At 66.4% G+C, this 23888-nt stretch carries 24 protein-coding genes; 12 read left to right on the top strand and 12 right to left on the bottom strand.

The window, feature by feature from the left end; translation table 11 throughout:
- Nucleotides 1-10: 10 nt before the first annotated feature.
- A complete protein-coding gene (locus B0T44_RS08580) occupies nt 11-1906 on the bottom strand; it encodes a hypothetical protein (RefSeq protein WP_081511805.1) in 1896 nt (631 codons plus the stop codon).
- A 715-nt stretch (nt 1907-2621) separates the two neighbouring features.
- Here B0T44_RS08580 and B0T44_RS08570 point away from each other — a divergent pair.
- The 4 genes from B0T44_RS08570 (at nt 2622) to B0T44_RS08555 (ending at nt 4494) form a co-directional block, all read left to right on the top strand.
- Nucleotides 2622-3017: a DUF732 domain-containing protein gene (locus B0T44_RS08570; RefSeq protein WP_077119071.1), complete on the top strand. Its 396-nt coding sequence runs from the start codon at nt 2622-2624 to the stop codon at nt 3015-3017.
- Between the two features lie 30 nt (nt 3018-3047).
- Nucleotides 3048-3377 carry an Rv1352/Rv1906c domain-containing protein gene (locus tag B0T44_RS08565; RefSeq protein WP_139347911.1) on the top strand — a complete coding sequence of 110 codons (330 nt, stop codon included), beginning with the start codon at nt 3048-3050 and terminating at the stop codon, nt 3375-3377.
- A gap of 64 nt (nt 3378-3441) precedes the next feature.
- A complete protein-coding gene (locus B0T44_RS08560) occupies nt 3442-4065 on the top strand; it encodes a DUF4352 domain-containing protein (RefSeq protein ID WP_077119067.1) in 624 nt (207 codons plus the stop codon).
- A gap of 213 nt (nt 4066-4278) precedes the next feature.
- A complete protein-coding gene (locus B0T44_RS08555) occupies nt 4279-4494 on the top strand; it encodes a hypothetical protein (RefSeq protein WP_139347910.1) in 216 nt (71 codons plus the stop codon).
- 85 nt (nt 4495-4579) lie between these two features.
- Here B0T44_RS08555 and B0T44_RS08550 read toward each other — a convergent pair whose 3' ends face one another.
- Nucleotides 4580-5170: a hypothetical protein gene (locus B0T44_RS08550; protein ID WP_077119063.1), complete on the bottom strand. Its 591-nt coding sequence runs from the start codon at nt 5168-5170 to the stop codon at nt 4580-4582.
- A gap of 1328 nt (nt 5171-6498) precedes the next feature.
- Here B0T44_RS08550 and B0T44_RS27065 point away from each other — a divergent pair.
- The gene (locus B0T44_RS27065; protein WP_175648079.1) at nt 6499-6672 is read left to right on the top strand and encodes a hypothetical protein; all 174 of its coding nucleotides are present in this window, start codon (nt 6499-6501) and stop codon (nt 6670-6672) included.
- A gap of 543 nt (nt 6673-7215) precedes the next feature.
- On the opposite strand, the gene B0T44_RS27060 is transcribed toward B0T44_RS27065, so the two are convergent.
- Nucleotides 7216-7380 carry a hypothetical protein gene (locus tag B0T44_RS27060; RefSeq protein WP_175648078.1) on the bottom strand — a complete coding sequence of 55 codons (165 nt, stop codon included), beginning with the start codon at nt 7378-7380 and terminating at the stop codon, nt 7216-7218.
- A 124-nt stretch (nt 7381-7504) separates the two neighbouring features.
- On the opposite strand from B0T44_RS27060, the gene B0T44_RS08535 reads away from it, so the two are divergent.
- The 3 genes from B0T44_RS08535 to B0T44_RS08525 all read left to right on the top strand — a co-directional run bounded on the left by B0T44_RS08535 (nt 7505) and on the right by B0T44_RS08525 (nt 9912).
- Nucleotides 7505-8881 (top strand): aldehyde dehydrogenase family protein, encoded by a 1377-nt coding sequence (locus tag B0T44_RS08535; RefSeq protein WP_077119055.1) that lies wholly within the window; start codon nt 7505-7507, stop codon nt 8879-8881.
- A gap of 78 nt (nt 8882-8959) precedes the next feature.
- Entirely contained in the window at nt 8960-9550 is a 591-nt protein-coding gene (locus B0T44_RS08530; RefSeq protein WP_077119052.1) for a type 1 glutamine amidotransferase domain-containing protein, read from the top strand.
- Between the two features lie 8 nt (nt 9551-9558).
- Complete coding sequence (locus B0T44_RS08525) at nt 9559-9912, top strand: hypothetical protein (RefSeq protein ID WP_077119050.1); 354 nt, start codon at nt 9559-9561, stop codon at nt 9910-9912.
- A gap of 195 nt (nt 9913-10107) precedes the next feature.
- On the opposite strand, the gene B0T44_RS26460 is transcribed toward B0T44_RS08525, so the two are convergent.
- Nucleotides 10108-10431 carry a hypothetical protein gene (locus B0T44_RS26460; RefSeq protein WP_175648077.1) on the bottom strand — a complete coding sequence of 108 codons (324 nt, stop codon included), beginning with the start codon at nt 10429-10431 and terminating at the stop codon, nt 10108-10110.
- A gap of 299 nt (nt 10432-10730) precedes the next feature.
- Here B0T44_RS26460 and B0T44_RS08515 point away from each other — a divergent pair, with 299 nt between their 5' ends.
- Together B0T44_RS08515 and B0T44_RS08510 are read left to right on the top strand one after the other, a co-directional pair.
- The gene (locus tag B0T44_RS08515) at nt 10731-12224 is read left to right on the top strand and encodes a hypothetical protein (protein ID WP_077119233.1); all 1494 of its coding nucleotides are present in this window, start codon (nt 10731-10733) and stop codon (nt 12222-12224) included.
- Nucleotides 12225-12357: 133 nt separating this feature from the next.
- Entirely contained in the window at nt 12358-12558 is a 201-nt protein-coding gene (locus B0T44_RS08510; protein WP_077119048.1) for a hypothetical protein, read from the top strand.
- A gap of 20 nt (nt 12559-12578) precedes the next feature.
- Here B0T44_RS08510 and B0T44_RS08505 read toward each other — a convergent pair whose 3' ends face one another.
- From B0T44_RS08505 to B0T44_RS27950, 3 genes are all read right to left on the bottom strand, one after another.
- The gene (locus B0T44_RS08505) at nt 12579-13409 is read right to left on the bottom strand and encodes a DUF72 domain-containing protein (protein ID WP_077119045.1); all 831 of its coding nucleotides are present in this window, start codon (nt 13407-13409) and stop codon (nt 12579-12581) included.
- A 311-nt stretch (nt 13410-13720) separates the two neighbouring features.
- Nucleotides 13721-14524, bottom strand: a complete 804-nt coding sequence (locus B0T44_RS08500) for an SDR family oxidoreductase (RefSeq protein ID WP_077119043.1) — start codon at nt 14522-14524, stop codon at nt 13721-13723.
- Nucleotides 14525-14625: 101 nt separating this feature from the next.
- Nucleotides 14626-15243 (bottom strand): Rv3235 family protein, encoded by a 618-nt coding sequence (locus B0T44_RS27950; RefSeq protein WP_254854223.1) that lies wholly within the window; start codon nt 15241-15243, stop codon nt 14626-14628.
- A 584-nt stretch (nt 15244-15827) separates the two neighbouring features.
- Between B0T44_RS27950 and B0T44_RS08485 the strand changes: the two genes are divergently transcribed.
- Nucleotides 15828-16529 (top strand): metal-dependent hydrolase, encoded by a 702-nt coding sequence (locus B0T44_RS08485; RefSeq protein ID WP_077119037.1) that lies wholly within the window; start codon nt 15828-15830, stop codon nt 16527-16529.
- Between the two features lie 17 nt (nt 16530-16546).
- On the opposite strand, the gene B0T44_RS08480 is transcribed toward B0T44_RS08485, so the two are convergent.
- The 3 genes from B0T44_RS08480 to B0T44_RS08470 form a co-directional block, all read right to left on the bottom strand.
- Nucleotides 16547-17815: a sensor domain-containing diguanylate cyclase gene (locus B0T44_RS08480; protein ID WP_077119035.1), complete on the bottom strand. Its 1269-nt coding sequence runs from the start codon at nt 17813-17815 to the stop codon at nt 16547-16549.
- A gap of 31 nt (nt 17816-17846) precedes the next feature.
- On the bottom strand, nt 17847-18656 hold the full coding sequence (locus B0T44_RS08475) for an SAM-dependent methyltransferase (RefSeq protein ID WP_077119032.1): 810 nt from the start codon (nt 18654-18656) through the stop codon (nt 17847-17849).
- Between the two features lie 156 nt (nt 18657-18812).
- Nucleotides 18813-20324, bottom strand: a complete 1512-nt coding sequence (locus B0T44_RS08470) for a flavin-containing monooxygenase (protein ID WP_077119030.1) — start codon at nt 20322-20324, stop codon at nt 18813-18815.
- A 304-nt stretch (nt 20325-20628) separates the two neighbouring features.
- On the opposite strand from B0T44_RS08470, the gene B0T44_RS08465 reads away from it, so the two are divergent.
- The gene (locus tag B0T44_RS08465) at nt 20629-21420 is read left to right on the top strand and encodes a hypothetical protein (protein WP_139347908.1); all 792 of its coding nucleotides are present in this window, start codon (nt 20629-20631) and stop codon (nt 21418-21420) included.
- 302 nt (nt 21421-21722) lie between these two features.
- Here the strand turns inward: B0T44_RS08465 and B0T44_RS08460 are convergent, their stop codons facing one another.
- Nucleotides 21723-22685 (bottom strand): MlaD family protein, encoded by a 963-nt coding sequence (locus B0T44_RS08460; RefSeq protein ID WP_077119026.1) that lies wholly within the window; start codon nt 22683-22685, stop codon nt 21723-21725.
- The gene (locus B0T44_RS08455) at nt 22682-23764 is read right to left on the bottom strand and encodes an MlaD family protein (protein ID WP_081511821.1); all 1083 of its coding nucleotides are present in this window, start codon (nt 23762-23764) and stop codon (nt 22682-22684) included. Before B0T44_RS08455 ends, B0T44_RS08460 begins: the two co-directional genes overlap by 4 nt.
- Nucleotides 23765-23888: the final 124 nt, after the last annotated feature.

The following is a 23888-nucleotide window of genomic DNA, read 5'->3' as shown; positions in this document are numbered from 1 at the left end:
CCACCTATCATCACAAAACCTTCGCTGTGGCACGGAGGCTTACCGTGCCTGCACCGATCCCGTCGATGAGGGCGCGCTGCAGTGCAGCGGCGGCCTCCAATCGGCGGGACAACTCATACTCATACCCGGCGGCACCGACGAGGACTTCCTCGAGTCGCTCGACCTCGTCCCTGTGCAGCATCGGCACCGTCCACGACTTCCATTCGTGCTGGTGGCTGGGCAGTTGATTGATCAGCGCGGCCAGCGCGCGGGGGCCGATACCGACCTCGGGGGCCAATCGCAGGACGCGCGAAGGCGTCGCGATCAGACCACCACCCACCTCGTCGACCCGAGCTCTCGGACGCGGGTGCTCCTGGAACACGACATCACCCGGCATCGTTCGCACCGCTCGACCGTAGTCGCTCTCGACATCGAACGGATCGAGCAATATGCCGTCGGTGGACCGGTCCGCGGACAGTACCGGCACGGTGCCGCCGGCTACGGCCTTCCCGACATCTATTCGCCGCCCCCGATGCAGACGCAGCAGCTTGCGTTGCTCCAACTCCCCCAGCGAGCGGCGACGCAGCTCTAGCACCCCGCGCGCAGGGGTGACCAGCACGTCGAAGGGTTCCAGGGGCTCTGCGGTTACCAGGGTTGCGGCGTGGATCCGATCGATGTCGGTCGCCGGATCGGCGGTGCGGAGCCGGTCAGCGCATACTCCCTGGGGAACAACGGTGCCGCCCGCCAGGATGTCCGCGAGGGGATGGACGCGGGCATACCGGTACGCCCGGCGATCGGACTGACTGAGCGCGCCGACGATATCGGCAGCGAAGCCGTCGGTGTCGAGCGCGTGCAGCGGTGCGACGCCCAGATCCGCGAGCAACGGATGCTTCAACTCGGCTCCGCCTCGGCATACCCACACACCGAGCGCCTGTCGATGCGCTTCGCGCCACAGCCCGCGCGGTAAACGCAATGCCAGCGCGAGGTTCCCGAGGCGCAGCGTCTGTGCGCGTTTCTGTTCCCGGTTCCCGCGCAGGTTGTCGCACAGTGTGGCGGCAGATCCGATCACTACGGCGATCTCGTCTGGTTCGAGATCCAGCAGGGCGCCGTCAACGATTTCCAATGCCTGATCCGGTTCCATACCGATCACCGACACAATGCGCACCCGCTGCCGGGGCGGTTCGGGGACCATGTCGACTTCGCGGATGGTGGCGCGGCGACGCAGTGCGCGTGCGCTGTCGGAATCACCGGTGACGGCCAAACTCATGTGGTTGCCGGTCACGGCGAGGATGAGCGCCGGCGCCTCGCCCGCTGAGACCAGGGTGACGCCGTCGGGGTTCAGGAAATCGCCGCAGGTGCGCACGATCAGGCCGAAGATTTCCAGGGCAGCCGCAGACAGGTCACGCGACGCCATCGCCCGGCCGGCTCGCCCGCTCTCCAGCCGGTCGAGCGCGTCGGCCGGACCGAAGGCGGATTCGACAAGCTCGTCGATGTATGTGCGGGCCGAGATCCCATCGGTGAGCGCGGCCAGCTCACGCGAGAGCACACGATCGTCGACATCGACCTCTCGCGCCAGCTCGACGCACTCGGCATCCGACAGAGCGGCCAGTTCGCGACCGGTGCACACCTGCAGGCACAGCAACGCGACCAAGGATTCGAGCTCGAATGCGTCGGGAACGCTCACGGCCGGCGCGTCCAGCCGATGCTCCGAGTTGTTCCCGCGCCCGGTGAGCTCCAGCCATTCGATGATCTCGTCGCGGCGAAAGCGCTCGATACCGTCCACGCGTTCGACCGCGGCAGGAAACGGGATGATCATTCCGCGAACCTTCGTGCGTCGACGCCACATCGACACGACCGGGCGCTGCACCTTGGCCAGGTCAGCGATGTCCTGCATGGTCAATGTCGGTTCGCTCGTCGGTTCGTCCATCTCGCCCCACATCCTCGTTCGATTGGCAGGTCTGACAGTACGACCGGGGTTGGCAATCTTGTCAGAATTTACCGATAAGGCCCCTTATCGGCAGTCGACATATCCAATCACTGCTCCCTTCGTCAGGGTTTAGCTCGAAGCACACCCCAGCGGAGGGAGGTCACCATGAGCAGAAACCGAGAACACCGCCAGTGCCGAGGCCACAGCCGCCGGCCCCGCCGAGTCGAGCGGCATCGCGAGCTGACACTGCGGCACGGCGACGAGCTAGCGAAGTTGCCGCCGCTCGTCCGAGTGGCGCGCTGCCAGTCCGGGAAGCTGACCTACTTCAGCTTCGAGGAGGCCGATCTCGCGTTAGCCGGAATGGATCGTGACGATCCGCGCCGGCGAGAACAGCGGGTGTATCTGTGCCCCATCTGCCGAGGGTGGCACCTGACCAGCCAGCAACTGCGAAGTCAGGTAGACAACCGCACAACCGAGGCCGGTCAACGATTCTGAAGCACCCACCGTACTAACGGTTTTGCGCCCGTTAGCACGGGCAGTGATAAACGCCCTTATCGGTCTGGCATCTCGACTGGTCTCACGCAATGTGATCAAGATGTTCAGCAGCCAGGTGGGGCGGCCAAACCCAACGCAAACAACAACGGCTACCGCAACTTTCAGCCTAGCCGCCAACCCAGCATGCCACCGATCACGGTGGCCTTCACTCAGGAGAACTATGTTCACTCGCACTCGGCTCATCGCATCCGCACTCGCCGTCGGCACTGCCGTCTCGGTTATGACCGGGGCAACGCAGATCGCTACCGCCGCACCGTTCGACTCCGGATCTGCCAGTGGCAGCGCGGGATCCGGCTCGTCCTCCGGCAGTGCAGGCCCTCAGCGCAGCGCCGCTGATCGGCAGTTCCTGCGCGACAGCTACTACGACGAGGAGAGCTACAGCGTCCAGGATGCCGCCATCGGGCTCGCACACCGCCAGTGCGGATACCTCGACACCTATGGCAATTCGGCTCGCAACCGGATCTACCTGGCGGAGAGCTCGAGCGATGCCGTCGACTACCCGTACACCTTCCTGCACGCCGCGATCGACGCGTACTGCCCGTGGCACCAATCGTGACAACCCGTCTGACACAAGGACCCGATCACCATGATTCGTAGAACTCTCACCGTGCTCATCAGCACCACCGTCGCGGCCGTCGTCGCGGCCGGCACCGCACACGCCGGGCCCCGCACCTGGCTCGACGAGGGCACCCAGGTCGTCGGAGAAGACGTGCTGGCCGGCCTGTACCACACGACCGGCCCCAACTCGGAAGACTACGGCTACTGCTTTATCGAGTGGCTGCCGTACAAGGGCGCCGCCTCCTCCGAGCTCATCGACATCCAGGTGTACGAAGGCCCTTCGTACGTGCGGCTCGACGAGGGTGACGTCATCACCGTCGACGGCTGCACCTGGCTGCACGAGTCGTACACCCCCTGATCTCAGCCGCTTCGCCGTGCCCGGCGGTCTTGCCGGGCACGGGCAGAAACACCCAGGAAGCACCATGACCTATCAGTCCGGTCCTCAGCCCTACCCCCAACCGTTCCACCCCTCGATCCCGCCGAAGCGCAAGATGCCCGTCTGGCCGTGGATCCTCATCGGCGCCATCATCCTGCTGTGCGGCGGATGTTTCGGGATCGTCGGTATTGCTGCCGACAATGCTTCCGACAGCGACGCGACCTTCACCTCCGCGGCACATCCCGAACCGGGCCAGCCTGCCGAGGAGAAGTCAGACACCGCGCCCGCCGGTACTTCCGTCCGCGACGGGAAGTTCGAATTCACCGTCACCGCAGTGGAACCGCCCGTGCAGACTGTCGGCGACAACCCGTATCTGCAGTCGACCGCACAAGGCCGTTACATCCTCGTCCACGTCACCGTGACCAACATCGGCGACAAGCCGCAGACCTACTTCAGCAGCAATCAGAAGCTCTTCGACGATCAGGGTCGCCGGTACGAGAACGACACCATGGCCGAGCTGAACGTCAACGACCACCTGTCCACCCCGATCAACCCGGGAAACTCCATCGCAGTCACCATCGTCTTCGATGTACCGGCCGGCACCGTGCCCGCCGCACTACAGCTGCACGACTCGGTGTTCTCGGGTGGCGCGAAGGTCGCACTGCGGTGAGTCCGTCTGACGGGACCCCGTGAATTGACACCGACGGAAGTCAACGGACCGCTATCGACCAACCGGCCCCGGTGCCCTGTCAGCCAGCGCCCGGCCGACACCGTCTCGCCTGCTATACGCCCACGGTCGTGGCAGAGAAATTGGGGGCAACCGTTCGGCTGCGCCTACCCATACATTTGCCGGGCAGGTTGTTGAAAAGTGAAGGGAACATTGATGTCGAACTTGAGGCGTGGCACGTTCGTGGCGATAGCGGCCGCAGGGCTGACAATGGGAGCGGCTACGATCGCAGCCGCCGATACCGGTTCGGCTTCCTCCGGCTCGGCCGGTTACTTCGGCAACCCGGTCTGCATCCTCAACACGCTCCTCACCTACGGAACCCTCAGCGCGGGCGATGCGGCAACCTACCTGCCGGGGTGCGGGCCCTTCTGAGCCGGGTTTCCGGTCTCCTCACCGCTTCGAATCCGGCTGATGAGCTGGCGGGACACGCCTGCCAGTTCGCCGAGCCGATCCTGGGTCAGGCCGTCGACTCTTCGGGTTCGGCTCGCGCTATCTTCACCAGCACTTCGTGCAGCGCTTTCGCTGACCCTCCCGCGCGCTTACCGCGCAACTCCACTTCAACGAAGCCTTCGATCAATGCGTGACGAGGGTCCAGCAGGCCGCTATCGATGTTCGCGCCACCGCGCAGAGAATCAGCCATCAGGGTTCGCCACGCTTCCTGGCGTGCTCGGTATCCACCCGCCTCGTCGAGGGCGGCGGCGAATGCGCGCGCTACCGCCGCATACACCGGTCGTTCGGCGGAACCGCGTCTCCGGAACCGTCTTCTGGTTTCCCCCTGGCCGGGCCCGCCCGTCGCGCTCGGGTTCGCCAACTCCGCCCGTTCCAGGGTCAACCAGACCGGAGGACGGCCTGTCCGTTCCGGGTCCACCGGTTTCTTACGCTCCCGGCGAATCGTGTCCTCCCGTTGTTCGGCGACCTCGATACCGTGCAGCGGGATCGTGTACTTCATGAGCAGATCGTCCAGGGCAGTGACGATCTCGCGGGCAGTACCCGCATCGACAGCCGCCGCCTCGAATCCGCGGGTTTCCAGGCCATGTCTGGCGGCCATATCCCTCAGGATCCGAGTCGCTTCGGAATCGGTTGTGTGTCCGGCCCGCTGCGGAAGGGGTGCAGCTTCCGAAGGCGAAGGACCAGGAGGCGAAACCGGCGGTTCCGCGGCCGATGGTTGGGCGGCTGACATCACCGGCTCGGACACGGTCGGCGACGCGGGCGTCTCAACCGATGTCGGCACAGGCACCAACCCGGCCGGCTTCGGCGGCGCAGGCACGTCCGACGAGGAAACAGACGGTGCCGCGATCCACTGCGACACCAGCAACGGTTCGGACGATACCGACGACTCGGACGACGGCACAAACGGCACCTCAGTCGGCCGCGGACCGGGCACCGGCTCGGGCGGAGACCCTGCCGATGGTCTCGCCAGCGGCGCCCCAGGCGGCAACGCGCCCGACTCCATCCCACCCAACACCCCACCTCGTTCCCCGCGCAACCGCCCCACACCCGGCAGCTCGGGCCGCAACTCGTTCGACCGCGACCCGGCTGGTGGCTCACCCGGCGCCCCTGGCACTTCGCGTTGCGCTCCGGTCGGCAGTGGTTCGGACGACGGGCCAACCGGACCCGATCCCGCCGAGGTGGGTGAGAGATCAGCCGAAGTCGCAGAATCGGCCTCGGCATCCGTCGATACTGGCTGCGACTCACTCGACACCGTGTCGGCCGCACCGCCCTTTGCTTCGATCAACAGCGACCCAGGCGGCGGGTCCGCCGGACTCGGCGCCGCCGGGGCAGAGGCCACATCAGCCGGAAGCACAGGCGCCGTCTCGACCTCCTGTGCCTCACACGACAGTGGCTCCGTCGCTCCCCCTTGCGCTCCAGCTGATAGCGATTCAGGCGTCGGGCCGTCCTGAGCCGGCACCCCGAGCTCAGGTGGCAGATCGACCGCCCCCGAGACAGCCGCAGGCAGGCCTGACGATTCGACCGGCCTCGACTCCGACCCCCTCTCACGCGACGGTGTCCCGGCCGCGCTGCCCTGCGCTCCAGCCGTCAAAGGCTCATGCGTCGTGCCATTCCGGCCCGATACTGGAGAGTCAGGTGCCAGGTCGACCGCCTTCGAGACAGCCTCAGGCAGGTCGGGCGACTCAACCGGCCCCGACACGAAGCGTCCCTCACGTAACGCCCCGACCGCTCCGCGAGACTCCTCAGCCAACTGGGAAACGGGCGGCGAGTCGACCGGATGCAACACAGTCGACTCTTGCGCCAAGTCCCCTGTTTCCGAGACAGCCGCAGAAGGACCGGGTGACTCAACCGGCATCGAGACGGAGCGCGCCTCACGCGACGACGCCCCGACCACTCCGCGAGCCGCCTCAGCAAGCAGGGAATCGGGTGGCGGGTCGGCTGAACGCGGCACGGCTGATGCTTGCGAAGGCTCTGCTGTTCGCACGGCAGCCGGAGGCGGTGGTGGCGCCACCGACGGTGGCGGGGATACCGGATGGGGTGCTGGTTCAACGGTCGGCACCGTGCGCGGTGCAGGGGATGCGACCGCTGATGCGGGTGTAGCGGGGGCTGCTATGTCGAGCGCGGCGGTCGACGCCGATGCGGGTGCGCTCGCTCGTTTGCGCGCCCATGGGGTGGGCGTCGGCTTACGCTCGGCGGCCGAGCCCTGTGCTGGGCGGTCGCGCGCGCTTCGGTTTCCGGTCGAGACCGCGTGGTGGTTCGTGGGTTTCGCTTGCGCCGGAAGCGACGACGCGTCGGCGGGGACGGCCTGCCCGGAGTACGCCTCGGCGGCCGCAATGGCGGTCTTCAGCTCGGCGGCGACTCGGGAGGCGTCGGTGATCAGCTGTTCCAGCGTCGACACCAACGTGCGCAGTTCGCCCACGTCTATCTTCGGGGTCTGGCTCACCGATGTCTCCTGCTTGTCGTCGCAGCAGTCAGGCCGGACCGGATGGCAGCTCGGCCGACACCAACAGTCTGACTCGCGCTGACATCGAAAGACATTTTGTTACGTCATGGTTGCTCGCGCGAGCCGCTATAACTCTCCCGGATGGGAAGGTGGTGTCGGTTCCCATGGCTCATTCGGCTAGCTCGTTCGGCTCGTTCAGCTCACTCGGCTGAGAAGTCCTCGGAGTCTTCGGAGTCCTCGTCCTCCCCTTCGGCCTGGTCCGGCTGCGGTCGTAAGCGTTCGGGCTGGATCATGCCGGGGTCGGCGTCCGGGTCTTCGTCCGGATTGTAGGGGCCGCTGCCGGTGTCCTCGGTCGACGACGTCATGGGGTCTCCTTCCGCAGCTACGTTCTCCGCTCGCCCTACCCGGCGCTGTCCTGGGGAAACAGTGCCGGGGCCGACGGATGCGGTGGGTCATGTTTTGCTGCACGAAGCCGGGTAACCGGCAGCCATGACCGATACGACCGATATCAGCGGTGCTCCCACCGATATGTCGAGCCTCGTCGACGGATCCCGCCCACCCATCCCGGCAACCGCGGACCAGCTGGAGGAAACGCTGCGGGCGGCGCGGGCCGCGCAACCGGGCTGGGCGGCGGTTCCGGCCGCCGAGCGGGGCGCTGCCCTGCATCGGGCGGCCACGGTGGTGCGGGAATACGCCGACGAGCTGGCCGCCGTCCTGGAACACGAAACCGGGCGGCCGCGGGAGTCGGGGCGCGAGGCCGTGTTGACGGGAGCTGGGACACTGGCCCAGTACGCCGAGCTCGGCCCGGTGCATCGGGGCCGGTCACTGCACGGCGAATACGAGGCAACCGACTTCATGGTGCACGAGCCGCGGGGGCTGGTTGTCGCGTTGACGCCGTGGAACGATCCGGTCGCTATCGCGTGCGGGCTGCTCGGCGCCGCCCTGGCCACGGGCAACACGGTGGTGCACAAGCCGAGTGAGCGCTGCCCCCGCACCGGGATGCTGCTGGGAGAACTGCTCGCCGGCTGTTTCCCGCAGGATGTTGTGTGCACTGTTTCCGGGGCGGGTGATGTCGGCGCCCTGTTGGCCACCTCCCCGGGTATCGATGTGATCGCCCATGTCGGCGGTTGCGCCACCGGTCGCCGGATCGCGGCAGCAGCGGCCCGCACCGGGACCAAGGTGCTGTTGGAGAACGGCGGCAACGATCCGCTGGTGATCGACGCCGATGTGGATCCGGTGTGGGCCGCCGAACAGGCCGCGCTCGGCGCATTCGCCAATGCCGGTCAGATCTGCGTGTCGGTGGAGCGGATCTATGTGCCCGAACAGATCGCCGACCCGTTCCTTGCCGCCCTATGCGAGCAGGCACGGCGCTGGAATCTCGATCCGCAACCGCTGGTCGACGCCCGGCAGCGCGCACAGGTGCACGACCACGTCTGCGACGCCATCGACAATGGTGCGAAAGTGCTGGTGGGCGGGCATATCCCGGACGGTGAAGATCCCGTGTATCCGGCGACTGTGCTCGCCGAATGCCAGCCGGGGATGCGGGTGATGCGGGAAGAAACCTTCGGTCCGGTCGCGCCGGTGCGTACGGTGGACGATTTCTCCGAGGGTCTGGCCGAAGCGTGCACCGATGATCACGGCCTGGCCGCGACGGTCCTCACCGCGTCGATGGCCAACGCGCAGCGTGCTTGGCGGGAGCTGCCGGTCGCGACGGTGAAAGTGAACTCGGTATTCGGCGGAGCTCCGGGCGGCGCCGCTCAACCGCGTAGACGTTCCGGGACCGGTTTCGGCTACGGGCCGGAACTGCTCGACGAGATGACTACCGTCAAGGTGGTCCATCTGGGGAGCCCGCCGAGCCGCCACTGACGTTTCGCCCCGGCCGCACCGGGCATCCGCCCCGTTGAGTCCATCCTCACGCGCGTAACCGCGGAAAGGAGACACACGATGGGCCAACAGCAAACCTTGACCGGAAAGACGGTCGCGATCCTCGCCACCAATGGCGTGGAGGAGGTGGAGCTCGTTCAGCCACGCTCGGCGGTCGAGGACGCGGGCGCGACGACGAAAATCGTCTCGTTGCAGCCCGGCGAGATCCAGGCCATGAACCATGACGTGGAGAAAGGCGATACGTTCCGGGTGGACAGTGTCGTCGCCGATTGCACTCCCGCCGATTTCGATGCGCTGATCCTGCCCGGCGGCACCACCAATCCCGACAAGTTGCGCCAGGACAAGAACGCTGTGCGGTTCGTGAAGGATTTCTTCGCCACCGGCAAACCGGTCGGCGTGATCTGTCACGGGCCGTGGACGATGGTGGAAGCCGATGTGGTGCGCGGACGGACGCTGACTTCCTATCCCAGCCTGCGCACCGATATCCGCAATGCAGGTGGGGACGTGGTCGATCAGGAAGTTGTCACCGACAACGGCCTTGTCTCCAGCCGCAGCCCCGACGACCTGCCTGCGTTCTGCTCCAAGATCGTCGAGGAGTTCGCCGAGGGCAAGCATCGGGTGCAGGCGCAGGGCGCGACCGCGGGCAGCTGAGGGCGTATATGGCCGACGACGTCAGCAAAAGCTGGTCCGATGAAGGCACCTATCGGCGAGCCGCACGCTATGTGCTGACCGTGCTCGGCGTGGCGGCGGTCGTTTTCGCGATCGCCGCCTTCTGGGCGGCAGCGCATTGTGCCGACGCGAACTCGCTGCTGTGTGACAACCCGTCGGAGGCGGCGATTCTGATCGGTCCTTCGGCGGTGACGATCCTCGGCGGTATCGGTGCATTCGTGCAGACCTACCGGCAGTGGCGACGCGGCAAGAACTGGCCGATCTGGCAGGGGGCGGGATGGTTCCTGTTCCTGCTCACCCTGCTGTATCTGGGTATCGGCGGTAGCGCGGCCGGCGCGGGCTGAGCCGCGACATCATCGGGCGGCACGGGGTTACCGTGAGCCCAACCCTCGCAGCGGTGCTGATGGGCCGCCGGAAGGTGATGTCTGCGCAGCGGAGCGTGCTCCGCTCGTCCTTCGCTGCCCGATCCGGGCATATGCGCCAGGTATGAGAGGTGCGGTGGCCGGCCGACTGCCCCGGCCGGCCTACCGGCGGGGTGGTCAGTACGCGCTTCCGGTCGGCGGCATGATGACCCGCACGCCGCCGGGCCACGGCGCGTAGCCGCCCCAGCCCAGGAAACCCCAGCCCGGGTAGCCCCAGCTGTTGTAGCCCCAGCCATGGCCCCAACCGTGATGTCCCCACCCGTGGTGCCCGTAACCGTGATGGCCCCAGCCGCGGTGCACGAACTCGGCCTGGGCGGTTTCGGCAGGCGCGGGCGCGGCCGGTTGCGCGGACGCCGGGGTGGAAGCGATCACCGGCGCCAGCACGACGGCGGCGGCGAGGGCGGTGCGTGCGAGCGCCCGCCGGGTGCGCATACGAATCATCGGAAAACTCCTCTGCGGCCGGTGCGGCCCGTTCGGAGCGCGTCGCCGGATCGACGGCGACGGCTCGGCGTATAGCTCCTTCGGCAAGAAGCAGCTCGTCTCGACATCGTTCAATGTACCGCTAAACAACGGCACGATCAATAGGTATTCCAGGAAACCGGCCCGTCGATGAGCTGCAGCCGCCCGGCTGACCGATCCCTGTGCTGCAGGCCCGCGACATATGGCAGACTTTGCCCGACTACTCGATTACGGCCGCCGGACGACCGTACGCGGAAGGTGATGCGGGAGTTGAGATCGCGATGGATCTGATCGCCATCGAGGGCCGGGTGGCCGCCGAGCGGCGGGCGGCGATGGACCGCTCGCCCGAGAACGAACTCCAACTGGCGTCGTCGCTGTACGAGCTGGCCGGCGCACTACTGGCCACCAGAGAGAACCGCTCGGGCCGCGACCGTTCGGCGGGCGCGCTGGAACCGGCCCAAGAGGCCGTGATGATCCGGCTGCGCTGGCTCACCGCAGGCCATGTCTCCGCGCGTTTCGCCGGCGAAGTGCAGGATGCGTTGAAACTGCTGGAGCAGGCCGCGCGCACGATCGGACATCGGGAACTGGCTACCTCGACCATCCGCGACGCCTGCAACGCCTATACCCGGGTGGCGCATTCGCATCCCCATGCCGCGGGTGTCTGCGCCGACGGGCTGTCCAAATGCGGTGTGTGGCTGTGCCGCCTCGACCCAGGAGCCGCAGTCGCCGCAACCGACGAGGCCGTGCGTATCCGCGCCGCACTGTTCGCGGCCGATCCCGATCAATCCAAGAAATATCTCGCCACCCTGAACACCCTGCTGCGCACCCTCATGGTCGGCAGACAGCGTAAACAGGCCCTGGCCATGTACCGGGAGCGCTACGCCGCACTGACCACCCCTGCGATGACCGCCCGGCTGCGCGAACTCGGTATCGAGGAAATCGGTTTCACCAACAAGACCTACACGGCGCTGGCGAAACTGAAGGTGCGCAGCCTGGAACGGGCCGGCTACCTGACCCAGCAGCAGATCCTCTATCAAAGCGGCGGCGACCTGTCGACCATCGAGGAAATCAACTGGAGCCTCGCCCTGGTCGGCCTCAAACCGCTCGCCGCAGGCGCAATGCCCGACCCACCCGCTCGGCCCGTCGAAATCGCCACCTCCTTCGGGGCATTGAGCGTGCACTGTTCGTCCCCGAATGCTGTCGAGCAGGTGCGCGAAGCAGTTATCGCCGCATACGTCGCCGACGGCGCGCGTCCGGTATCCCTTTCCACCTTCCAGGGCGTGGACAAAGCGCATTGGGGCACCCCGGAACCGCAGATGAACACCGCGCCCCGGCTCGGCGACGACATCGTGCTGATCGAACGACTGTCCGGCAGCTGGATCGCGGTGCGCAGCCTGAAATGGGAACTCACCCCGGTCGCCAAAAACCCTCTCGCCCTGTATCTTTCGCGGCATTGGCCCGTGGTGAGCGTAACCACCATCGAGAACATGGCCTACGAACTGTGCTGGTACGAGCAGGGCGCGGCCACCCAATACGCCGCCCTCGGCCGCCCCGCCGAACCGACACCACTGGACACTCCCCTTGCGCCTTTGAATTTCGGCAAACTCGCCGACTACGGCGCGGACTATGCATCCGAAACCCAGGTGCGGGCTGCGTTCGGCAATACGACCATGTTCGCCAAGCTGACTCAATTGCCCGCCAGCGGTATCCGCCAGGCCGCCGAGGCGCAGCCGCTGAGTTCCTACGGTGATCAAATCCTGTCGTTCCGCCGCTGAACTGTCATCGCCTTCCGGCGATACCGGACAGCAGCGCATCGATTCCAGCGCGGAACACAATATCGTTATCCATCGGTTCCACTGCCCCACCGCCGGACCGGTCGAAAGCGCTGCCAAGTGCGGGTAATCACCAGTGTCGAGCATCGCGGAATGGAACCCGGTCAGCGACGTGGTGGGCGCGCTGCGCAAGTTACTCGGAGCACCGGGGGCATTGCCGGGTGATGCGGCGTGGCCGCTGCAGCATCCGATCGCGGCGACGTTGCTGTGGATCGCGGTGATTCTGGCCGTCACGATGCCCGCCACCGTGCGCCGGTACGCGTCCTCACAGCGTTGACCAGGAAGAGCCGTGTTTTGTCAGAACAGGGTGAGCGGTTCGTTGGCTTCGGGTTCCGGCAGCGGTTGCAAGGCGGGGACTCGGGCACGTACCTCGTCGTGGAATCGGCGGGCGAATGTCCGGGCTTCGGCATTGTCGGGAGTATGGATGAAGACGGTCGGCGAGCGTCCCTCGCGCAGCCAGTCCACGACCGCGCCGACCCACGGCTGCCACCCCGCGACGGTGCGTGCGGTGTCGTCCACCCCGTGGTAGCGGACGATCGGGTGAGCGGTGAGGGCACGCATCCGGCGGGGGACGCGCGGCTTCTTACCCCAGGCTTCACGTTCGGCGACCGTAGTTGGTGGGACGGCGAAAAGCGTTGTGGTGTCGAACGGTATCCATTCGGCGTCGACGCGGCCCAATACCCGTTCCAGCTGCTCGGCGGCACGCTCGTCGGCGAAGAAAGCACTGTGCCGGACCTCCACCGCCACCCGCTGACCGTGGGGCAGCTTGCGTAGGAATCCGGCCAGCGCACCCAGGTCTGTGGGACCGAACAACGCAGGAAGCTGCACCCAGAGCGCGTGATTGCGTGGGCCGAGGGGTTCGAGGGCCTCGGCGAATACGCGCAGCTCGTCGTCGATACCGGTCAGCCCGCGATCGTGGGTGATGGATTTCGGCAGTTTGATCACGAACCGGAAATCCGGTTCGGTCTGCCTCGCCCACGACTCGACGGTGCTGCGCGCCGGTACCGCATAGAAGGTGGTGTTGCCTTCCACTGCATCGCACCAGGTCGCATACGAACGCAGCCGCTCTCCCGGCGGTTGCCGCCAGGCGGAATGCGTCCACATCGCACATCCCACATGAAGCCGCATTCCTGCGACGCTAGCGCACAGCCGCCGACTACCGACGGCCGGTACGAGCCCCTGTCCTACCGACAGCCCTTGACCTGCCGGGGCCGGTACAGCGTCGGTGCGCGCCCAACTCGACGCCCGCGCGGCATCGGATTTCCGCAACGTCGGGCTGGCCCGGAACGCACAGGTTGCCCTGCTCGCTCTTGCGGGCGGCGGAGCGGGTCTAGCGGCCGAGATGCAGTAGCTCCGATCCACCGACAACTGGCTCGAGCCCGATCCCTCCGACACCACGTTCGAACCCAGGCTCGCCGACGAGCCGAGCAGTGTCGGGTTCAGCGGCGCAGGCCGTGCGCTCTGGCGACGACTTTCTCGATGATCGTGGCCGGTAGCAGGCGGCGCAGCAGGAACACCACGGGCGCGCGACTACCGGTGGCGTACAGGGGTTTCGGGTGGTCGGCGGTGATGGCGCGCAGGATCAGTGCAGCGACTTTGCCGGGTTCGATGCCGGCGCGTTCGTTGCTGTCCAGGCGCTGGATCATGGTGTGGAAGTCCTCGCGGTATGGGGAGTCCTCGGCGATGTATTTGGTTCGCCGCTCCCCGATGCCCGTGCTGATCGAGCCGGGTTCCACGGTGGTGATCCACACCCCGAACGGCGAGGTCTCCAAGCGGGCGGCATCCGCGAAACCTTTGATCGCCGCCTTCGTCGCCACATACGACGACCGGTAGGCCAGCGGGAAGCTCGCCAGCATCGAACCGACCATCACGATCCGCCCGTAACCGCGCTCCCGCATCCCCGGCAGCACCAGTTGCGCCAGCCGGACCGGACCGAACACGTTCAGCTGGAACAGCCGGTTCAACGCGTCCATCGGCAGTTCCTCCAGCGGACCCGACTGGCTTTCGCCCGCATTGTTCACCAGCACGTCGACCGGTCCCAGCTGCGCGCCGAATGCCTCGATGCCCTCCGGGTCGGTCAGATCCAGCGCCCGATACTCCACGCCCGACAACCGTTCGGCCTCCGGAATCGCGTCCGGGTTCCGGCTGGTCCCGATCACCCGATACCCCTTGTCGACCAGCAGCTGCGCGGTCGCACGTCCGATACCCGACGATGCGCCGGTAACCACTGCGGTATAGGTCATACGTCCCTCGATCCTCGCCGATCCGACCCTGGCGCAGCCGATGGCCTCGCCGCCCGATGCACAAATGTATCGGATCCCGAAGCCACGGAATACGGCGTGGATCATCGCACCCGCAGGGCCGTCAGCTGCCAGCCCGTCTTTCTGGTTCTGGTGATCCGGGCGGCCAGTGCGAAGTGCCGGGGCCCGCGCTGATAAGAGGCGCAGACTTCCGCGGTCCGCTCGTCCACCGTGATCACGCGCACCCGGGACAGCACGGCAGGCCCCAGCGACCTGCCGGGAGCATGATCGCCGGTGACGAGTGTGCGCAGCGCGGCCAGCACATGCGGTGCGGCGAACGCGGTGAGCTGGGTGACCGGGCGGCGTCGGTCCAGCACCTCGAGCACGATGCGCAATACCGTATGAGCGAAAACATCCGGGTCCTGGCCCGATCCGGAAGAAACTCCCCGCCGCGCCGAATGCCCCGCGCGAAGTGCGCGACGTACCCCCTCCGGAGCGCGGTGCCCGGCCACGCCGCCACACAGCCTCTTGCCGCCGTATACCGCCGTCGTACTCGCCCCACCGCCGCCCTGATCCGTACGTCCTCGCGCACCTCGATCCGAATCGCTTGCCGGATCCAGCACCGTGCAGGCAGGTGCCGAAGAATTCTTCGAGGTTCCCGCTTCGGGCAGCGAGGGCGTCCTCGGCCGGCCCTCGGCTTCCGGCGCCCGGCGCTCCGGCATCGCCGCCATATCGCCCGGCAGTACCCGCTGCTCCCCGACCTCACGCGATGCGGACGGCGCGCGACCACTGGTCGATTGCGGAGCGCCGCACCGGTCGCCAGCCGGGTCCGGTGCAGCCGTTGCTGCCGAAACGCTACTTGGCCTGCGCTTTTTCGACGGTTGAGAGGTATCTGCTCGTGCGCGGGTCGGCTCGCCCTGCGCCTGCCGCGCCACACACGTGCACTCACCGCGTCCTTCACCGCATCGGGCAGGTGGCTCGAAATACGGCACCGGACGCAGGACTGGGCGATATTGCTGCATGTCGTTCCCCCTATGAATCGCGACGTCCCCCGAGCGGTCGCGACAGCATGGCACGGATCGACGGAAGGATATATGTGACAAGGGGTTTCCCTCGTCCGCCGAACGTCGCCACGGCGATTCCTGCCGACACGCCATGCGGTGTGTCGAGGCGACACGGCGTGTACCTCGTAGACGAGCACAGCGAACGGGGCGGGGACGGCGACTCGCGGAAAGCGGGCCTGTCAGGGCTGGTTGCTAAGTTGTTCACCGCATATGTCGGTCCACCGGTTCGGGGGGAAATAAGAATGCTCGGCCACTCGCATGCCACCAGTGGTGCGCTGGCGTTCGCGACCGCCGCGACAGTTGTCCCCGCCGGGGTCATCGAACTGGTGCAAGGGCCGGCGCGGATCAGTGCGATGGAGTTGGTGCTGGGCACCCTCATCACCGCGGGCGCGGCACTGCTGCCCGATATCGATCACCCGAAGGCGACGATCGCACAGGCGCTAGGACCGGTCACGTATTCGCTGTCGAAGGTGGTGTCGACGATCTCGGGCGGGCACCGGCAGGCGACGCACAGCCTGCTGTTCGTGCTCGCCGCAGGGTGGGCGACCTGGGCGGGCCAGCATTTCCTCGGCCGCTATTTCACTCTCGGTGTGATCTTCTTCATGCTCGCACTGGGGGTCCGTGCGCTACATCTGAGCCCGTCGGGTGATTCGCTACGCGCTTACGGGCCGTGCATTCTGGTGGCCGCGGGCGGCACGGTGCTGATGGATCGATGGCTACCGGACACTCCGCGGTGGCTGCCGTTCGCGATCGGTGTGGGCTGCCTTGTTCACCTGATCGGTGACTGTTTGACCGATCGCGGCTGCCCGCTGCTGTGGCCGTGGAAACCGCGGCTGGCGCTGCCGGTCATTTCCCGGACGGGCAATACCGTCGAAACCTGGCTGCTGACCCCGGCCATGGGTGTGGTGACCGTCGGGCTGCTGTACCTGTACGTGGTTCCGTGAGACCAACCGGGAAACGGCTACCGACTGCGGGAGCGTGACGGTTTGTTCCGGTACATGGCGGTATCGGCGGCGTGCATCGCCTCGTCCAGGTCGGTGGGCGGCGATTTCAGATACAAGGTTCCGACGCTGGCGCCCACCATGACTGTGTGACCGTTGATCGACATGGGCAGGTTCAACGACTCCGTTATGCGCTCGCACAGGGCGATCAGCTGCGCTTCCCCGTCGCAACATTCGATGAGGATCATGAATTCGTCACCGCCGAGGCGCGCCGCCAGCCCGCCCAACGGGGCCACGCATTCGCACAATCGTTCGGCAACGGTGCGCAGCACCTGGTCGCCGACACTGTGCCCCCATTTGTCGTTGACGTCCTTGAAACCGTCGAGATCCAAGTAGCAGACGCCGACGGGCGGCTCCGCGTCGGCTAAAGCGCTGAAGAACAGCCCACGGTTGGGCAGGCCGGTGAGCGGATCGTGGTGGGCATCGTGCCACAGCCGGTCGTAGAGGTGTTTGCGTTCGGTGATGTCGACAGCGACGCCGACCAGGAATCTGACCCGACCGGTGACGTCGCGCACCGCCGACATAGACAGGTCGATGGACGAGGTGTCACCGTCGGGGCGGACGCGGTCGATTTCGACTCGGAACTGCTCCATCGTTCCGGCGAGCAGTTTGCGCATATAGCTGTAGGCGCGGCCGAGGTTTTTGCTCCCTAGGATGTCGGCGACCGGCCTGCCGAGCATGGTCTCGGCCGGTAGTCCGAGCATGTCCGCCATCGCCGCGTTCACGTCGAGCACCCGGCCGTTGGCGTCGACGGTGCCGATACCGACCGAGGCGCCCGCGAACACCGCACCGAATCTGGCTTCCGACAGCTGCCGTCTGGTCTCGGCTTCTTGGGCGGCCGCGAGCACCGCCGACATGGTGGCTTCCTGCTCGGCCAGCGCCGCCGAGCGCAATGCGGCGGTGTAACCGGCCGCGAATTCGGCCGCAACAGAGACGGCCTGCAGACGGATTTCGTCGCGGTCGGCAGGGTCCGGGTTCAGGTCGTCGACGATATCGCTACAGATCACCGGGATGGTGCGGCTGACGACCAGCGGGTCACGATAGTTCGCCTCGACCAGGGCACCCGCGATATCGTGCGTGACGCGGATATCGTTTTTCCCATTGACGGCCTCGATCAATTGTTCGGCGAGATCGGTGAGCAGGTCCTCGATACGCGCGCGGGTAAGGGTGGGCGCGACCGCTCCATCGAGCGCTTCGGCCCACCGCACCGCCACCTCACGCGAACTCACACACACCCCCAATCCGTGCTCGCCAACCAGGTCAGATTTTGTGCGCTACTCCGGCCAGGCCCAACGAGCGGCCCGGCGCACCGTACTGGTCACGCTCGGACTCGGGCCGCCACATCGGCAGCTCGACCAGTCCGGGGGCGACCAGGTCCCATCCGTCGAACATAGCGCCGATCATTTCCCGGGTGCGGAAGTGGATGCCCACCCGACTTCTTTTGGCCGCCGACAGGCCGAGCTGGGCAGCGTCGTCGGGGCGCAATGCCGAGGTCAAATGCGATATCGCGACGTAGCTGCCCGCGGGCACCGCATCACGCAGTTCGGCCACTTTGTCCGCGGGCCGTTCCTCGTCGGTGAGCAGGTGCAGCACCGCGATCAGCAGTACGCCCACCGGTGCGTCGAGATCGATGAGCCCGGTGTCGCGCACCGCGGCCAGCAACTCGGATGGTTTACGCAGGTCGGCACTGATCGCCGAGGCGCGTTCGTTTCCGGCGAGGATGGCCCGCGAATGCGCCACCGCGACCGGATCGATGTCGACGTAGAGCACCCGGCATGCCGGATCCAGCTCTTGGGCGACTTCGTGCACATTGCCCGCTGTGGGTATCCCCGACCCGATGTCGAGGAACTGTTTCACCCCGGACTCGACCAGGAACCGGGCCGCCCGGCGCAGAAACGCCCGGTTGCTCAACGCCAGCTGCGGCAGATCCGGGACGAGCTGCTTCCCTGCCTCGACGGCTTGGCGGTCGATCTCGAAATTATGCGAGCCGCCCAGCAGAGCGTCGTACATTCGCGCGGGGCTCGCCCGCCCCATATCCACACCGTCGGGCGCCCATCCGGGCCTCTGCATCACACCAACACCTCAATCGCAACATCCCCCTGGCGGTTGATCGGCCGCCCAGCCCCGAAGATATGACCGGTGCCGACGCTGAGCGCATGATAGCCCCGAACCGGGCAGTTCAGGGCCGATCCGCGAACACCGGGCTCGGCCCGCAGACGTGGCAGGTCAGGACAGCGTCTGTTCGGTAGGAACCCGCACCGCCGAACGGGGCGTTGCGGACAGGGTTTTGTGCAGGCTGGTGCGCAGGGTGGTCGCCGAGTCCAGGATGTAGTTCTGACGGACCTTCCACGGGTGCCGGTCGCCTTGGCGAGGGAATTCGGTGATGGAGCGCTGAATGTATCCGGCGGCCAGGTCCAGCAGCGGGTGTTCGTCCAGGTTGCCGGTGGGTCGGGGGACGACGGCGGCGTAACCGTTGCGGTCCATATGGTTGACGACCTTGCAGACCAGCCGGGAGGTGAGGTCGGCGCGCAAGGTCCAGGAGGCGTTGGTGTAGCCGATGCAGACGGCGAAGTTCGGGACTTCGGTCAGCATCGCGCCCTGCCAGACGAACTGTTTCGCCAGGTCGACCTGTGTGCCGTCGACGCTGGGGGCGATTCCGCCGAACGCGCGCAGCTGCAGGCCGGTGGCGGTGATGACGATATCGGCGGGCAGGGTGCGCCCGGATTTCAGGCGGATGCCTTCGGGAACGAAAGCGTCGATGTGGTCGGTGACGACGTCGGCTTTGCCTTTGCGCATCGCTTTGAAGAAGTCGGCGTCGGGGGCGGCGCACAGACGCTGATCCCACGGATCGTAGCTGGGGGTGAAGTGTTCGGCGACGAGCTTTTCGTCTTTGAGGATGCGGGTGGTGAGGTCGGTCAGCAGTTTGCGCGCGGCCTGCGGGCGGCGGCGGCAGTACTGGTAGAAACCGACACCGAACAGGATGTTCTTGGTGCGGATCAGGCGGTGCGCGAGGTCGGCGGGCAGCCAGGCGCGTAACCGGTCGGCGATCTTGTCCCGGCCTGGGACAGCGCTGATCCAGGTGGGGGAACGCTGCAGCATGGTGACCAGTTCGGCGTCCTCGGCCAGCGACGGCACCAACGTCACCGCGGTCGCGCCGCTACCGATGATCACCACTCGCTTACCCGCGTAGTCGAGGTCTTCCGGCCAGAACTGCGGGTGCACCACCTGGCCACCGAAGGAGCCGATACGGGGGAATTCCGGTTCGTACCCGTGGTCGTAGTCGTAGTAACCGGCGCACGTGTAGAGAAACCCGCAGGTCAGCGTGCTGTGTTCGACCGTTCCCGCGGCGTCGCGCCGTTCGATGGTGAGCGTCCATCGCGCGGTTTCGCTGGACCAGTCGGCGGCGATCACCTTGTTCGAGTACCGGATCTTGCGGTCGATGCCGTATTCGACGGCGGTTTCGTTGATGTAGCGCAGGATCGACGGCCCGTCAGCAATGGATTTGGCGTCGCGCCAGGGTTTGAACGGGTAGCCGAGCGTGAACATATCCGAGTCAGACCGGATACCGGGGTAACGGAACAGGTCCCAGGTCCCGCCCATGGCCGGGCGCGCTTCCAGAATGGCGTAGCTCTTACCCGGGCATTCGGTCTGTAACCGGTAGGCGGCCCCCACGCCGGACAGGCCTGCGCCGACGATCACCACGTCGAGGTGCTCCGGTACAACAACGGTCTCGCTCATAGTTCCAGTGTGCGGCCTCGCTGACGTTCGCCGCACCGCAACCCTCCCCTTACACAGGCGTCTTGATGAACCGAGTCGCTTCCCTGATCGGCTTCTCCGAACAAGCCACCCTCACCCGCTCTTGTCGCCGCTGGTGGGACACCACCCCACCACCGTCCGCCGGGCGCACCGGTCGGCCGGTAGCGGGTAAGCTCCGTGCACCATTGGTGACTCTGGCTGATCACGCACGCTGATATCGGTGGGATTCAGCCGTTTTGTCCGGAGTGCCGAGTCATCTCACCTGGCGTAATGCTGTACTGGGCAGGTGAGTTCCCTTTTCGCCGTTATGCCGGCGGCCGGGATCGACTCGGCCGAGCAGGCTTACGAGCGATACCTGGCGATCGAGCACGGCCCGCAACCAACCGCCCCGCTGCCGGTGGTCGGGATTGTCTGCGCGTTACTCGGTCGCACCGACACCGGCTTGTCCCCGCATCGGCCGCCGGATGGTCGCGGAGTCGTGCTGCGCGCCAGCGAATCCCAGCGAATGCCCTGCTTGAGCGCTGTTTTGACGTTGACAGCCGAACGCGATCTCGCTGTTCTGGACGTGGGCTCACGCCGCCTCTACAACCCGCGCCGCCGCGTCCGCCTCCCGGTCACCGCGGGCGCGAACACCCTCCCGTATCTCACCGAAGCAATCCTCGACGAACTGCTCTCCGCTCCTCCCGACCCCGCCGACCCCGCCCTCACCGTCACCCGCACCCCCACTCGCTATATCCGCACCAGACGGCTACCGGAATCCGTGCACGAACTCGAGCACCGCCGCGGTGGCGCGCTCTTCCGCCTCCTCACCGACAACCCCGACCTGGTCCGCAGAACCATCTGGTCCTGGGCCGTCGAAGACCCCTGGTGGCAGGAAGCCATCGCCTGGCAGCCCGCCACCGAACCAACGACCCACTCCACCGACAGCGTCGCGTCGGTACTCGCCGAACTCCGTCGGCTCGAAGCCGAAACCCGCGAGCTCCCGGCCTTCCAACTACTGGACACCATGCAGAACCTGGACAACCTCACCCAGTCCATCCTCGATCGCGTCGACGACGATAGCGACGGTTGCCCCTGAGAAGCGGAGAAGTGCTGACCCTCTTATCGTCTCTCGAGCATGCTCTGCCGCAACGGGTTACAGCTGCGTAGGGCTTATAGTTCGGCGGGCCTACACTTCAAGTCCATGTTGACAGCGTTGGGCGACGAGAGCGGATCGCAGCGACCTGGACATCCTGCAGAAATTCCGCGTGGCGCGAGCCACGGCCTCGTCTCCGGCGAGTAATCCCTTGGCTCACTTCCAACCCCACCGCGATGAGGTGGCTCTGAAGCCAGAAAAGCACAGACTTCGCGACAGAGCCACCGATGACGCAGAGTATCGGCTCAGTTCACGGTGACCCGCAGCTTCACCGAGTCTTCGTCGGTGCTGCGCAATGCCTGGCTGATCAGGGCGCTCAGATCGATGCGTGGGGCGGTGGTGGTGAGGGCATCGGTCAACGGCTGGAGCGCCGGGACCATTGCTGCCAGTTCCGGTCCGGCTTCGTGCAGCCATTCGGTGAGCCGCTGCAGGAACGGGACGAGGCCGTTGCCTTCCAGGTACATCTCGGGGGCTTCACCGGTTTCGATGAGGCGGCCCACGGATTCGACGAGTTCGTCGAGCACTTCGGTGAAGCGGACGAATTCGCCTGCAGCGGCGGAGGTGGCGGGGCCTGCCCAGTCGATGTCCTGGGAGACGGATTCGAAATCGTTGAGCAGGTCACCGATTTGCGGGTCGCGGGAGATGAGGGTGGCGGCGAGGATATCGGCGGCGCGGGTCAATTCGGGCATGACGGCGTCGGTGCCGGTCAACGCGACGCTCATGGTGTCGACCAGGGAACCGACGGTGGTGGGGTCGAGCTGGTTCATGGTCTTGGTGACCAGCCGGGACACTTCGGGGATCGACAGCGGGGTGCGCACGTCTTCGGAGCGCAGTCGCTGACCGTCGCGCAGGTAGGGGCCGTCGCCGGTTTTCGGCTGGAACTGGACGTACGGTTCGCCGAGCGCCGACAGGTGTTCGATGGTGACGATGCTGTCGGTCGGCACCTGACGGGTGTCGTCGACACGGAAACCGACTTCCACACCGTCGCCGACGCGGTCCACCGAGGTCACCTGGCCGACTTCGATGCCGGTGAGCAGCACAGGCGAGCCGACGCCGAGACCGCCGGAGTCGCCAAGCATCATAGTCGCTTCGGTGTAGTCGGCGAACGGGTCGGCACGGACCACGCCGAACGTCAGATAGCTCGCGCCGAGGACGGTGATGGCGGCGATACCGCCGAGCGAGGCCAGTGCACCCGAACCGATCTTCACCGCACAGCTCCGATCATCCGCAAGGTATCGATAATCCGGTCGACCTGATCGTCGGTGGACATACCGTTCACCTCGACATCGCTGATATCGACCTTCGGGCCGCGCTCCACGAACGGGATGATCTTGTCCCGCAGCAGCGCCACCAGCATCGCCAGGTTCGACGGGGAACGCAGATCGAGCGGGCCTCCGGTTGCCAATGGCACGAACGCTTCCGCTGCCGCACCACCCGACTGGGCGAGTGGAGCAAGCCATGTCATGGAGTGACCGATGGGGCCGAGCGCGCCGAAGATATCGGTGGCCCCGGCGATGGAGGCGGCGGCATAGTTCATCTGCTCCACCGATTCCGGGCGCAGAATATTGTCCAGCTCGGGCTGGATCTTGTGCATGACCTCAGCGTTTCCGGCGACGCCGTACAGCAGGCTGTCCACCTGGTCCAGGTTCGCGGCTAAATCCACCGCGTCGCCTGCGATCACCTGGGTGATGCGCTGGGTTTGCTTCGGATCCTGCGGCAGTACCGTATTGAACCGGTTGATGATGTCCTGCAACTGGCCGACCGCGCCGCTCTGCACAAAGAACGCCATCGCCGCCATGGTGTCCTCTAGCTGCGCCGGAGGTTCGGTGCGGTCGAGGGCGATGGTGCCGCCGGGCGGGAGCAGGTCGGCGAAACCGTCCGGCGGGGTGGTCAAGGCGATGTGGATATCGCCGAGGATGGTGTTCTGCCGCAGTTCGGCGATGGTGGTGGACGGCAGCCGCACCGCATCGGAGACCTCGATATCGACCTCGACGTAACCGCCGCGACCCTCGGGAGCCTCGTGTGCAGGCACGACTTTTACGTCCTCCACCGTGCCGACCTGTGCGCCGTTGGCAATCACTTTGGCGCGGGCGGGCAGGTTGAGGACATTGGAGAACTCGATCCGCAGCGGGTAGGTCGACCCCGCCACCGACGAGCCAGGAACCGGCACCTGCGACGGGTCGAACGCGCATCCGCCGACCGCGAGACCGGCAGCCAACACCATCGCGGGCACTACGCGACGCACGCGTACCGGCACGAGACGACGCCCGTGCTTCGCTGTCGCCATGAATCCACCTTTCGCCGCCGACCTCGCCCTGCCCGCCGAGTCCGTGATACCCCGCCTGGTCACAGCGGCATCGCCCGCGACAGAAGGAAGTTCAGCAGCCGAACCGTGTACCCAGTCGCTCACC

Origin of the sequence: Nocardia donostiensis (assembly GCF_002081715.1) — a bacterium.
GTDB classification, from domain to species: Bacteria; Actinomycetota; Actinomycetes; order Mycobacteriales; family Mycobacteriaceae; genus Nocardia; species Nocardia donostiensis.
Note: the sequence above shows the minus strand (reverse complement) of the source record. Positions and strands in the feature narration are given on the sequence as shown.